Annotated in this window: 7 protein-coding genes; 3 read left to right on the plus strand and 4 right to left on the minus strand. The window is 34.7% G+C overall.

Features of this window, described 5'->3' with window-relative positions:
• The first annotated feature begins 4 nt into the window (after window positions 1-4).
• The gene (locus ACFQ0R_RS11475; RefSeq protein ID WP_379658520.1) at window positions 5-901 is read left to right on the plus strand and encodes a tetratricopeptide repeat protein; all 897 of its coding nucleotides are present in this window, start codon (window positions 5-7) and stop codon (window positions 899-901) included.
• 354 nt (window positions 902-1255) lie between these two features.
• Window positions 1256-3091, plus strand: coding sequence for a CocE/NonD family hydrolase (locus ACFQ0R_RS11480; RefSeq protein WP_379658521.1), 1836 nt, complete (start codon window positions 1256-1258; stop codon window positions 3089-3091).
• A gap of 114 nt (window positions 3092-3205) precedes the next feature.
• Here the strand turns inward: ACFQ0R_RS11480 and ACFQ0R_RS11485 are convergent, their stop codons facing one another.
• Genes ACFQ0R_RS11485 through ACFQ0R_RS11500 form a run of 4 tightly spaced genes read right to left on the minus strand, consistent with a single transcriptional unit; the run spans window position 3206 to window position 12200 of the window.
• Complete coding sequence (locus ACFQ0R_RS11485; protein ID WP_379658522.1) at window positions 3206-5995, minus strand: alpha-amylase family glycosyl hydrolase; 2790 nt, start codon at window positions 5993-5995, stop codon at window positions 3206-3208.
• A 58-nt stretch (window positions 5996-6053) separates the two neighbouring features.
• On the minus strand, window positions 6054-7394 hold the full coding sequence (locus ACFQ0R_RS11490; RefSeq protein ID WP_379658523.1) for a SusE domain-containing protein: 1341 nt from the start codon (window positions 7392-7394) through the stop codon (window positions 6054-6056).
• Window positions 7381-9273 (minus strand): RagB/SusD family nutrient uptake outer membrane protein, encoded by a 1893-nt coding sequence (locus ACFQ0R_RS11495; protein WP_379658524.1) that lies wholly within the window; start codon window positions 9271-9273, stop codon window positions 7381-7383. The genes ACFQ0R_RS11490 and ACFQ0R_RS11495 overlap by 14 nt, the downstream gene beginning before the upstream one ends.
• 11 nt (window positions 9274-9284) lie before the next feature.
• Complete coding sequence (locus ACFQ0R_RS11500) at window positions 9285-12200, minus strand: SusC/RagA family TonB-linked outer membrane protein (protein ID WP_379658525.1); 2916 nt, start codon at window positions 12198-12200, stop codon at window positions 9285-9287.
• A 195-nt stretch (window positions 12201-12395) separates the two neighbouring features.
• Between ACFQ0R_RS11500 and ACFQ0R_RS11505 the strand changes: the two genes are divergently transcribed.
• On the plus strand, window positions 12396-13439 hold the full coding sequence (locus ACFQ0R_RS11505; protein ID WP_379658526.1) for a LacI family DNA-binding transcriptional regulator: 1044 nt from the start codon (window positions 12396-12398) through the stop codon (window positions 13437-13439).
• The last annotated feature ends 106 nt before the right edge of the window (window positions 13440-13545 follow it).

Raw genomic sequence — 13545 nt, forward strand, 5'->3', positions numbered from 1 at the left:
ATTAATGATATTCATTTGTATTAGTTTCTCGTGTTCAAAAGCTGATAGCGATGAATCAGCTAATAATGAAAGAGAAATGGTTCAAAAGTTAAACATTGAGCATGTAAAAACCAATTCTGCTGTTTATAAAAAAATGAAAAAGGATAAAAGCTATGGAAAAGAGTATGTTGATTTCTCTTATAATTTTGAACAAACCTCTCTTTTTAAAAGGCATTTGAATACTTTGGGGTTAATGATAAATCCTGATAATTCTGAATACATCAGACGTTTTTCTTATTCCTATAAAAAAGCTGGTGAACACGAAAAAGCAATGAAAATGCTCAATCTTGCTTTAGAAACTGATAATGATTCTTCAACTCATCTAAAAAATTTAGACTATGCCGCTTGGAATTACTTGTATTTCTATAGAGACTATGATAACACAATTAAAACTGTAAATGAAATATTGGAGTTAACTCAAAATGATTTGAGCATAAGCTGTCATGGTGAGTCTTGCCTTTTATTAAAGGGTCAAGCATTATACCGTTTAGGAAAATATAAGCAGGCCATTGATGTCTTTGAATCCTATCAGCAAAACGAAATTGAACAAGGATTTGATCCCTTGGATAATTTTTATATAGTTTTTTATAAAGCTATTTGCTTGGCCGAACTTCAGAATCATGAGGCTGCAATCTTTAATCTTTCTCAACTAATAGAAAGATACCCGAGTGCTGAGGTTTCCTACCAGCTTGCCAAATTATACTATTCAAAATCAGATTTAGAAAATTCTAAAAATCAACTTCATGAAGCTGAAAAGGCTTTAGCCAGCGGTTATACATTTAAGGAACCTTATTTTGAAAGATTTGATAAAGTTTTTCAACATCAAATTGAGGATTTAAAAAGAAAATTTGATTTAAAATAGGTTTGAATCATAGCTTGATCTCGACTACTTATGTATTCTTTGATTCTTTCTCTCCAGAGGACAGGCAGGGAATCTATGATTCATGATAAAAGAGATTCTTCAGTCGTCTATTGACTCTTTCTGAATGACTTCGTCGGGCAGACAGGGTATCTTTAAGAACGCACATTTCCACGCCGACTTTAGTGTGACCTATTGCCAAGCTGGATGTTTAAGTAAACGTATAGCGTTAAGAAATGTATCTGAAGGCGTTTAAATAAACGCTACCAAATTCAATATAAAGTCAGTTATAGAAATTGCAGTAGGTTTTAAACCAAAACCGTATTTTTAAGTCTTAGAATTAAATCAAAAAAACATATGAGACATTTAAAGTTTGGTTTGCTCTTATTTATGCTGTGCGTGGTTTCTAGCGTGATGGCTCAATATGACGTCAAAGCCAATTACAACAAACAGGAAGTGGACATCGAAATGCGCGATGGTGTAAAATTACACACGACGATTTATACACCAAAAGATACTTCAGAATCTTACCCTATCCTCATGCAACGGACGCCTTACAGTTCCAGACCTTATGGTAAAGATCAGTTTAGAAGACAGATTGGTCCAAATAAATTCTTGATGGAGCAGGGGAATATTATTGTGTATCAGGATGTACGAGGACGCTGGATGAGTGAAGGTAAATACGAGAATATGCGTGGATATATTCCCAACAAAAAACGCAAGCAAACTGATGAAGCGACCGATACTTATGATACGATAGACTGGCTTGTGAAAAATGTGGATAACAACAATGGAAATGTAGGAACCTGGGGGATTTCATATCCTGGTCACTATGCTGCTATGTCTGTTTTATCTGATCATCCCGCTTTAAAAGCGGCTTCTCCGCAGGCACCGATTGGTGACTTTTATTTTGATGATTTTCATCACAATGGAGCTTATTTGTTGAGTTATTGGATTGCAACTGCCGTGTTTGGTTATGATAAAGAAGGTCCAACACCAGAAGCTTGGTATGAAGTGCCAGATATTGGAACTAAGGATGCGTATCAATTCTTTTTGGATGTAGGTCCGTTGAAAAATTTGGATAAATATTATGGCGAAGACAATCTGTTTTGGCAACAGCTGAAAGATCATCCAGATTATGATGAATTTTGGCAGGAACGTGGATTGGTACAACATATGAAAGATGTGAAGCCTGCAGTATTGACCGTTGGTGGATTATTTGATGCTGAAGATCTTTATGGGCCGTTTGAAATTTACAAAAGTCTGGAGAAGAATAGCGATAACTTCAATGCTTTAGTTTTTGGTCCCTGGAGTCATGGTGACTGGGCGAGATTAAAAGAAAGACAAGCTGTTGGAAATGTTTATTTTGGAGATAATTTATCTGAAAACTTCCAAGTGAATTATGAAACAAAATTTTTCAATCACTTTTTAAAAGGAGAAGGAGAGTTTGATGCCGCTGAGGCTACTGTATATGATACTGGAGCGATGGAGTGGAACGAATACGAAATGTGGCCACCAGAAAATGCAACAGCTACTGATTTTTATCTTGGTGAAAATCAGAATTTGAATATGGAGCCTAATGCAGATTTTCAAAATAAATTTGTGAGTGATATCACCAAACCAGTTCCATTTACTGAGGACATTAAAGTCACTTTTACCCCAAGAAAATTTATGACAGATGATCAGCGTTTTGCAGCACGTCGCCCTGATGTGATGGTTTATGAAACTCAGGTACTCCAGGAAGACATGAAGTTGTCTGGTGAGGTCCTAGCCGCCTTAGAAGTAGCCACTACAGGTACAGCAGCCGACTGGATCGTTAAAATTATTGACGTATATCCCGCAGATGCTGAGGATTCCGAGGAGATGCAAGATCACTTAAAGATGAGTAATTACCATATGATGGTAAGAAGTGAGGTGTTTAGAGGTCGCTACAGAGAAAGTTTTTCTGAGCCAAAACCTTTTGTTCCAGGTAAGAAAACCAGCGTTGATATCACCTTACAGGATGTAAACCACACTTTTGAGAAAGGGCATAAATTACAGATACAGGTTCAGAGCACCTTCTTTCCTTATATCGACAGAAATCCACAGAAGTATGTAGATAATATTTTTGAAGCTACTGAAGATGATTTCGAAACCCACACCCATACGATTTATGGAGACTCCAAAATCGTACTTCCTGTGGTGAAGAAATAAAAGGGTTATAAATAGGTTTTTTTAAGACTAGAATCAAACTGATTTTAAAGAAAAAAAAGACCTCGAGCGATAGCTCGAGGTCTTTTTGGTTAAAACTAATTCAAAAAACTAAACCTAATTGATTAACAACTTCTGCGTTTGAGACTGCTCTTGATTAGTATATCTAATAAAATACAATCCCGTGTTAAGGTCGTTTGTCTCAAAGCGGTGATTAGCATTGAAATTTCCTTTATATTCTTTCAGTAACCTTCCATTGATATCAAATATTTGAACTGTGTCGACTTTATTTGATATAGAGAAATAGTTCTCTGCAGGGTTAGGATAAACACTGTAATTGAGTTTAGAAACCTCGTTGGTATTCAAAGAAGGTTGGTTATTGAAATAAATCCTAAACTCACCAGGATCTAAAGTGACGTTCATATTAATGTCAGTTACATTAATGTTAGTTTCTGACACTGCATCATACCAGGTTCCTGTTTCCTGAAAAAACGGCTGAGTTGTTAAATCAGTGATTCCAAAGTTTCCGACGATGATGACATATTGAGTTTCGCTTCCTGTAGCATTATCATCTACTAGGTAGATTTTCTTTTCATAATCGTTAGCTACTTCAAGTGTATAATTACTAGTCTGAAAAATTGAATTATTTTGTCTAAGGCTTATTAGTTTTGACCAAAAATTGTAAAGATCTTTTCTATCTTGATCATTTAGATAATCCCAACGAATTGGTTTTGATGAGGTTCTACACCCATCATCAATAGTGCCATCTTCGCAATAATTGATACTAAACTCATAGCCTAATTCACCAAACTGCCAGATCATCTTAGGACCAGGAACTGTGAAGTAAAAAGCACCAGCAAGCTCTAACCGGTCAAGTGCTGTACCTAATTCAGTAATGTCATAAGTTCCGTTACTATTACCAAATTCTAAATTTTTGTACATCAATCGCTCCTCATCATGACTTTCCATATAACCTACGACTGAAGGTGTATTCCATCCTCTCGATTTAGCTGTAACTCTGTTGAAATTTGAATTATCGTAACCCATTGTGGCTTGATTGTAGTTGAAATTAACATTTCCCCACACTAGCATACCAGGCTCATTTGCATTTCCCGTAGCTCTATGATTTATAAGTACTCCTTCTTCAGAATCTGGTGCGAAGTGCTCTAATATGACGTATGCATTTTCATCATAACTTCTGATGTCATCATACATTCGGGTAATATTATTTATTCTAGATTGATCATAAGAACTACCGTCACCAGAGGTATTGGTAAAACCTTTAGTGAAGTCAAATCTGTAACCATCGATTTTATATTCTTCTAACCAAAATTTATTTATTTGGTCCATATAATCCTCAGTTGCTTGAGATTCGTGATTGATATCATTGAAAAAACTAAAAGTTGTATTTGGATCACTAATATTGAATATTGGATTTTCAGCAGTTGCTTGTCCATTGTAGCATCCACCACAATCATTGTACATTCTATAGTAAGGATGCTGACCTGTAGCATGATTGAAAACAACGTCTAGAATAACTGCAATTCCCCTTTGATGACACGCATCTACAAAGGCTTTAAAATCATCTGGAGAACCGTAATATTTATCTAGAGCCATGTGTAAAGCTGGATTATACCCCCAACTTAGATTACCATCAAATTCGTTTACGGGCATTAATTCAATAGCATTGATCCCTAAATCTTCAAGATAGTCTAAACGATCGATGACCGCTTGGAAGCTGTGATTTTCATCAAAATCTCTAATTAGCATTTCGTAAATCACTAAATCCTCTTGAGCTGGACGTGTGAAATTCTCAATTTGCCATTGGTAATCTGTTTGATTGACTTTTACCCAACTTACTAATTCAGACGTTTTTACTTCAGGGTAACTTGGAATATTTGGAAAAGTTGAATTTTCAATATACTGGTCGTTAAAAGGATCTAAAACCACTTCAGAATAAGGGTCTGCTACTTCAATATCAGCTTCGATACTATATTGAAATAGGAAATTATCATCGGGAACTGTAAAATCAGTTAAGGTGATCCAATGTTGATTGGTAGCATCATCAAAATTCATCAAATAAGTATTGTCTATGGTCCAATTATTATTGTTGAAATTACCAATGACGTGGACAAATTCTTTTTCAGGGGCAAATAAAACTAATGTAATCTCATTAGGATTACTGTTGTCATAGTTAATACCATTTTTTGCTCCAGCTGGAACTGGTGCGATAGTCACATCTGGTGTAAGAACTGCATTTATATTGAATTCAAAAACTTCACCTGAATTAGGCTCGGTCGCTGTCAGTACAAAATTTGAATCTTGAGTAATAGTAAGATTGTTGGAATACGAAGTAATTCCATTTTGAGTGTCAATAAGACTGCCATTTTGAATTAATTCAAAATTAGCATTAAGGCTTGCAGTAGCTTTTATTGTCAATATATCTCCAGAATTGAGTATGGTAGTAGTTTCTGCAGGATTATCTAAGGTGACTTGAAAACTTCCAACTGGAAAAAGCTGATCTTGAGTTTTCTTGTCTCCAGTGCCATCCTTAGCCTTAATAAGCATACCAATCTCTACTATATCTGTTGAATTATATAATTGAGTAGGGGTGAAGGTGATAGAATAAGTGCCATCGCCATTGTCTGTCATTTTCTGAGCTTCGTCAGAATTTTCCCAGGTTCCATTTGTTGGAGAGATATCTTCATCACCATTAGAATTTTTATACCAAGCCCATAAATAGACATCGGTTACTCCCCATAAACCAGGATCTACATTAGAAACCGTGATGGTGATTTCTTCATTTTGTTCAAACGTAGATGGAGATACTGTAAATACTCCATTCTGTTGCTGTGCAAAACCTAATGTTGTGAATAGGAGCACTGCCAAAAGTAAAATTTTCTTCATAGTTTGTGGATATAAAAAAGGCCTACTTAAATTAAGTAGACCTTTATGTTAGTAAAATTTATTGCCAAGGATAAAAATCAATCGTTGGTGGATTAACTGTAAAGTTCATCTCTACATTATAAATTCCTGGTGTTATCGGAATATTAGCTCCTCCTAACTCTAAAGTACCATCATTGCCATCATCGCCATAATTAACACTCCAGTCTTCATTCTGTCTAATTTTTAATTCACCAGCACTCAACTCAACTCCTTTTAAGTAAAACATCCCCTCATTGATACCGAAATCTGGTAAAAACTTATCAGGATCTGGCGCATCCCAACCAAATGTAGTTGCGTCTCCAACGAGCCCCCACAAATCAGTTTGTTCCAATTCGTAAGTTAAATTGTTTAAGTCAAGTGTTACAATATAATGTCCAGCTTCAACAGGAATATTGTTTCCTCCAGACTCTAAAGTACCATCCAGGCCTGTGTCGCCATACTCAGTAGTCCACTCTTCATTTTGTCTAAACTTAATTTCACCTTCAGTAAAAGTTGCTGCAGCTTTCCAGTTGTCTTGGTAAGGGTTGTATTCAAATTTCACATCTGGTGCTTCCCATCCGAAAACTGTTGCGCCTCCAACAATTCCCCATGAATATTCTTCGACAGACCATTCTAAGGTCTCTCTGTTTACGGTGATTTTGTAAGTACCAGCAGTTACAGGAATATTAGCGCCATTTAGCTCTAACGTACCATCGTTACCGTCATCACCATAGTTTACAGCCCAGTCGTTATTCTCTCTGAATTTCATTTCACCTTCTCTTAATGTTGCGTAGGCAACGACTACATTATTTTCGGAAGTAGAATAAAAAGGAATATCCTGAATAGGAGTTTCACTTGTTGAACCCCAACCTCCTGGAGTTGCACTACCTACAATACCAAGATTTGTTGATAAATCCAATATTGAAGAAAATGGTGTAGCATCAACAACTATAGGTTGAGTATAGCTTTTTTGAGCATCACTTAAACTAACTAGTAGTCTCATTTCAACTTCGTTTACTTGAAGTGGTGTAGCACCTAAGTTTAGTAAAATGCTGTTAAGTTCTTCAGATGTAAAAACCTTTGAAGTGTTTCCACCTACAGCAACAACTCTAGCATTACTAAAATCATTACCCATTAGATCAACCTCTAATGAGTAATCTGGAGCAGACTGAAACCCATAATTTGGTTCTGTCCAAGACAATGTTAATATGTCTTCACTAGCATTATCTTCACTCATCACAACTGATTCAGTTGAAAGTGCTAAAGACGTGCTTGCATTTTCATTGATTTGAACAAATTCTTCATCATCACAGCTTAAAAAACTTAATGCGATGACAAAAGAAAATAACTTCAAAAAAGATAATTTATTAATAGCCTTCATTTTGTCTTAAATTTGGATTAATTGAAAGTAAATCGTTAGGAATTGGAAATAAAGTTCTGTATTCAGGTACTGAAACTCCATTCTGAACATCTCCTTTAAATGGCCATAAATAGCCATCTGTTGTAAAAAGGTTATATCTAATTAAGTCAGTTCTGCGCTGACCCTCCCAATAAAGTTCTCTAGATCGTTCGTCTAAAATAAATTCTAGTGTCAAATCTGAGCCTGTAATATTAGCATTGGTATTGCCGTAAGCTCTTTCTCTAATTTCGTTGATTAGACTTATAGCAGTAGCTTGATTTCCATTACCTCCACGAAGTGTCGCTTCAGCATAATTTAGATAAATTTCAGGAAGTCTTATTACTGGATAGTCCGTATCAACGAAATTACCAGTATTATCACTTCCCTGGTTGCCGTTAGAATCAATATTTTTAAACTTTGTAACTGCAAATCCTTGCTCAAATGGTGGAATATCTTCAATTTCTAAAGATTGACCATCCGTATAAAACATAGCTCTTGCATCAGGTAAATAATTATAAATTGATTCTAGAGAATAAGTATCGTTTGTTAAATCTAATGTTACCAAATATCTACCTGCATCAACGTTAATATTGGTACTACTATTTAGTTCGAGAACACCATCAGTACCTCCATAGTTCACATCCCAACTATTGTCTTTTCTAAATTTCATCTGGCCATCTGTCAATGTTACAAACAATTGATAAATATTAGCCTCTACTTCATACATGTCAGTATCGGGAGCACTCCACTCATTTGGAGTAGCATCTCCAATAATTGCCCAATCTGATAATGTGGTGAAAGATTCATTTAATTCTTCATCAGAATTATCAAATTTATTGACTAGTGATTTAGTAGTTCTAAGACCAGCCCAACCTGAGTTTACTCCATACTCTAGGGCATCCATATTACCACCAATAGATGCATGAGTTAAAAAAGTTGTTCCTCCAAATGTCTGAGATTGTAAACCATCAAAATTTAGTGTAAAAATAAATTCATTTTGAGCTCCATTTACATTATTATCTGCTAAAAATAGTTCATCATAAGCTGATCCGTTTCCGTTGGCATCATTTGTATTAATTGAGTAAGTAGAGTTAATTACTTTCTCAGAAAATTCAACCGCTTCATTGTAACGTGCTTCACCTTTAAAAACTTCAGCATTTAGATATAGTTTTGACAATAATGCCCATGCAGCAACTTCATCAACACGACCGTATTCTACAGAACCATCGTTACCAAGAGTATTTTGAATATCAAGTAATTCCTGTTCTACAAAATCAAATATTTCAGATCTTGTTGCCTGCTCAGGTAAATCAGTTGAAATTTCAGTTGAAAGCGGTACACTACCGTACAAATCCATCAAATTATAATAAGCAAAAGCTCTTAAAAATCTTGCTTCAGCAATGTACTGTTCTACAACTGGATCTGTAAGTAAGGTAGCATTACTAATAAATGAATTTGTAAATGAAACTTCTTGTGCTAGACGATAATACATGGCTTCAGTAAAATCATTATTAGAAGACCAAGACATACCGTGTAAGTCTGGCAGACCTGGATCGCCCCAGCCAACAACAGCATGATCTGTTGTTAATTCATTGAGGTTATACAACATTCTCGTGTACTGAGAAAAACCTTCATCTATTCCAGATATATCTGGCTGTCCTGCAGGACCTTGTTGTCCTGTTAAAGCTAAACTTGCATATAATTTTGCAAGAGCCCCTTTTGCTTGATTTGCATTTGCAAATACATCTTGTTCTGTTACAGAATCTGGATCTATTGGTAATTGGTCTAGATCATCATGACAAGACATCACCATCAATACAGATAATGCAATGAAACTAAATTTTAAAATCGTTCTTTTCATTTTCTTTTTTTTTAAAAGTCTACATTAACACCAATCACTAATGTTCTTGGCCTTGGATAGAAATTATTATCAATTCCTCCAGAAATTTCAGGATCTATACCGTCATAATCAGTAACTATTAAAGCGTTCTGTAAAGATCCATATACCCTAAAGTTAGTATTTTTCGATGGGGTTTCAAAACTATAACCTAAAGTTATATTATCAATTCTGAAAAATGAAGCTTCTTGAATATAGTAATCGCTCAATAAGTTTTGCTCTGTAATATTCTCAAAACCAGTATTAAAATAATCAGAATGTAAGTTAGATAGAATTTGGTTGTCTGTAGCACGTCTTTGATAACCATTTGCCGAAGCTACGTTATCGTATGCATAATTTCCAAGACTTGCTCTAGATTGAACAGATAAATCCCAATTCTTATAACTTAAGTTAGTGTTGAGTCCCATGAATACATCTGCATATGGATCTTCTTTAATATATCTATCATCATTATTGATGATTCCATCATCGTTTCTATCTACGAAAACACCTTCGATAGGACTTCCATTAGCATCATAGACTTGCTCATAAACGTAAAAGCTAAATGGTGTTTCACCTTCTTGGTGAATTTGAATTGTGTTACCAGTACCGCCACTTATACCTCCAACATTTTGTAAATCTGGAAGTCTCGTAATTTCATTATCATTTAGCGATATATTGTAGTTGATATCCCATTGAAAATCATCTGTATCTATTGGTTTTAGATTTAAAGTAAATTCTAAACCTTTATTTACCATATCACCAATATTAGCATCGATTCGGTTACCGAAATTTGTAAATGGATCTACAAGAGTAAATGCAATTAAATCTTTGGTTTCACGCCTGTAGGCATTAACCGAACCAGAAATTCTGTTATCTAAAATAGCATAATCAAGACCTACATTTATTGTTGTTCCCACTTCCCATTTTAAATTTGGATTTACAGGTTCAGGTCTGAAAGTCTGTAAAAAGTTATTTCCAATCTGATAGTTAGCGGTTTGCTGACTCGAAACATAACGCGTTAAAAAGCGATAATCACCTAGTCCATTTACGTTACCAACCTCACCATAACCAGCTCTTAGCTTTAATTCACTAAATAAAGACTCATTTAAGAAGTCTTCATTGTGTAAATTCCATGCTGCTGAGAATGATGGGAAATAGCCCCAACGATCGTCTGGGTTTAGTTTTGATGAAGCATCAGCTCTTAAAGTGGCTGTTAATAAATATTTTTTATTAAAATTATAATTGAAACGACCAAAATATGATAATAGAACACTTCTGGATTTATCTATAAACTCTGACTCTAAGCCTTGTTCTTCTCTCTCACTATCATAACTGAAGTTGTCAAATTCAAATTCCTGGTAAGAATAACCAGCTGTTGCATCTACACTATGTTTTTCATCAAATGTTGCTTTGTAATTTAGGTAAGCATCAAACAATTTATTGGTTTGAGTTTGACTAAACTCAGTTCTTGCTCCAGTTTGAAGTCCACTTCCAGGTGCGTCTGATGTAGGAATATCGCTTGATGTAATACGTCTACCATTACTATTAGATTCATCGTAAGCTACGTTTATGGTAGCCGTTAACTCATCTGTTAAGCTATAGTCTGATTTTAAATTAGTAATTATTCGTCTTACTTCAGAAGTGTCATCAATTAAATTTAATAAAGCAACAGGGTTTGTTGTTGCAAGACCACGTTGACGATCACCATCCAGCCAAGTATAATAACCTCCAAAAGGTGAATTTTCATCATACACAGGTTGTGTTGGGTCAAATGCAACTGCTGCACCAATAGCACCTCGATCTGCAAATGTGTTTTCTACATAAGAACCTCTAGCATTAAAATTCAAAGTTAATTTATCATCCAAAAATGTAGGTGTTAGGTTTAAAGCACCTGTTATTCTGGCAAAATTATCTCCTTTCAAAATACCATTTTGATCAGAATAACCTAAAGAAACTCGCATTGGTACACCATATGCGTTACCTAAAGCACTCGTGTTTAATTCCCCACCAACAGCTCGGTCAGAATAAATTTGATCCTGCCAGTCTGTATTAGCTTCTCCTAATCTTGCTATTTGATTTTCTGTTCCAACAGATCTAACTAAACTTCTGAATTCTGAAGCATTTAATACATCAATGGTTTTAATTGTATTTCTTATTGTTCTATTAAAGGATGTATTAAAACGGAACTCACTAGTGTCTTTACCTTTTTTGGTTGTTATTTGAATGACACCATTTGCAGCACGTGATCCATAAATAGCAGTAGCTGATGCATCTTTGAGGACAGTTATACTAGCAATATCGTTTGGATTAATAATATTAAGTGGGTTACGAGAACCGCCAACACCGCCATTATCTATTGGTACACCATCAATTACATACAAAGGATCACTCGTTAATGACAATGAGCCTAACCCTCTAATTGTGATATTCTGACCGTCACCAGGAGAACCAGAAGCAGAGGTTACGTTAACACCAGCAATTTTACCAGTAATTAATTCTTGAGCAGAGTTAATCGGTCCTTTATTAAAGTCTTCCGATGTAACTAAATCTACGGCACCAGTTAAATCTTCTTTTCTAGCAGTACCGTAACCTATTACAACGACCTCATTTAAAGCTTGAGCATCTTCAACCAAAGAAACATCAATGATTGTATTATCACCATTGAATATCACCTCCTTTGTCCTGTAGCCCACATAGCTGAAGGTTAAGGTTTCACCGTTTTCTAGAACGATTGAGTAATTCCCGTCAAAATCGGTTGTTGTTCCTTTTGTAGTATTTTTTACTGCAATGTTTACACCTGGTACTGGCATACCTAAATTGTCAACTACAGTTCCACTTACAGTGGTTTGGGCAAAAATACTAATAGGCAAAAGCATAAGCAACAGACCTAAAAGTTTAATTGTTCGCATAAAGTATTGTTTTGTGTTATTAATGAGTTATATTTTTACTTCCGATGTTAAAATTATATAAACAAATCCCAACTACCTTAAATGATTCGCAGCTATAACGTTTTCGTGTTGATAACTTTTTATTTTTAAGAAATTAAACAGCCAATTCTACAATTATTGCTTATTTTGATAAATAAAATAACCTAGACTTAAATAATGAAACAAAAACCAACACTAAAAGTTATTGCAAAAGAACTTGATGTATCTGTATCAACAGTTTCAAAAGCTTTAAGGGATAGTAAAGAAATAGGAGAAGAGACAAAACAGAAAGTAAAAGCATTTGCAAAACTGTACAATTACAGACCCAACAACATAGCTTTGAGTCTCAAAAACAAAAAAACCAAAACACTAGGTGTAATAATACCAGAAATAGTTCATCATTTTTTTACAACCGTAATATCTGGCATAGAACACTACGCTAATGATAAAGGTTACAACGTAATTGTAGGTTTATCTAATGAGTCTTTCAAAAAAGAAGTAATAAACTTAGAAATGTTGGCTAATGGAAGTATTGATGGCTTTATAATTTCTGTAGCTAAAGAAACTCTATCTCAGAAAGATTATCATCACTTGTCAGAAACAATTGATCAAGGTATTCCTATAGTCATGTTTGACAGAGTTATTGATGAAATTGAATGTGACAAAGTAATAGTCGATGATGTCAAAACCTCCGATAAAGCTGTTCAAAAATTAATTAATAGCGGCTGTAAACACATAGGTATAATTAGTACTAAAGATTATGTAAGTGTTGGTAGATTGAGAACAGAAGGCTATTCCAACGCGTTAAAGTCAAATGGAATTGAAGTCAACACAGATATGATTCTTAAAATTGATGATAAATTTAATTCTGATGATAATTTAGAATTTCTAGAAAAACAGATTTATAATTATTTCGAAAATAATAAAGTTGATGGTCTTTTTGCTGTGAATGAACTTTACGCAATTACAGCTATGAAAGTAGCTCGTCAAAAAGGATTAAAAATTCCTGAAGATCTTCAAATTATAGGGTTTACAGATGGTGTTCTCTCCAAGCATGCTTTTCCACCCCTTACTACAATAAGCCAACACGGCTTTGAAATGGGTGAGGAGGCTGCAAAACTTCTTATAGAACGCTTGGAAAACACAAACGATGAAGAAGAACCTTTTAAAACTACTGTAGTAAAAACTGATATCATTGATAGAGAGACTACAAAATTGTAGAACATAAAAATTTAAATATATTTGCAACTAACAAGGCTATATTTTTACTTCCAATAGATAGGCTTTGTTATACATAAAGTTTATCGTTTTAATATTCAATAGAACG

This window comes from Psychroflexus salinarum, assembly GCF_042677225.1.
In the GTDB taxonomy this organism is placed as follows: Bacteria; Bacteroidota; Bacteroidia; order Flavobacteriales; family Flavobacteriaceae; genus Psychroflexus; species Psychroflexus salinarum.

What these genes read in the sequence shown, in the direction of transcription:
- ACFQ0R_RS11505 (WP_379658526.1), top strand. Translation starts at nt 12,396, where the DNA reads ATGAAACAAAAACCAACACTAAAAGTTATTGCAAAAGAACTTGATGTA.
- ACFQ0R_RS11490 (WP_379658523.1), bottom strand. Translation starts at nt 7,394, where the DNA reads ATGAAGGCTATTAATAAATTATCTTTTTTGAAGTTATTTTCTTTTGTC.
- ACFQ0R_RS11495 (WP_379658524.1), bottom strand. Translation starts at nt 9,273, where the DNA reads ATGAAAAGAACGATTTTAAAATTTAGTTTCATTGCATTATCTGTATTG.
- ACFQ0R_RS11485 (WP_379658522.1), bottom strand. Translation starts at nt 5,995, where the DNA reads ATGAAGAAAATTTTACTTTTGGCAGTGCTCCTATTCACAACATTAGGT.
- ACFQ0R_RS11500 (WP_379658525.1), bottom strand. Translation starts at nt 12,200, where the DNA reads ATGCGAACAATTAAACTTTTAGGTCTGTTGCTTATGCTTTTGCCTATT.
- ACFQ0R_RS11480 (WP_379658521.1), top strand. Translation starts at nt 1,256, where the DNA reads ATGAGACATTTAAAGTTTGGTTTGCTCTTATTTATGCTGTGCGTGGTT.
- ACFQ0R_RS11475 (WP_379658520.1), top strand. Translation starts at nt 5, where the DNA reads ATGATATTCATTTGTATTAGTTTCTCGTGTTCAAAAGCTGATAGCGAT.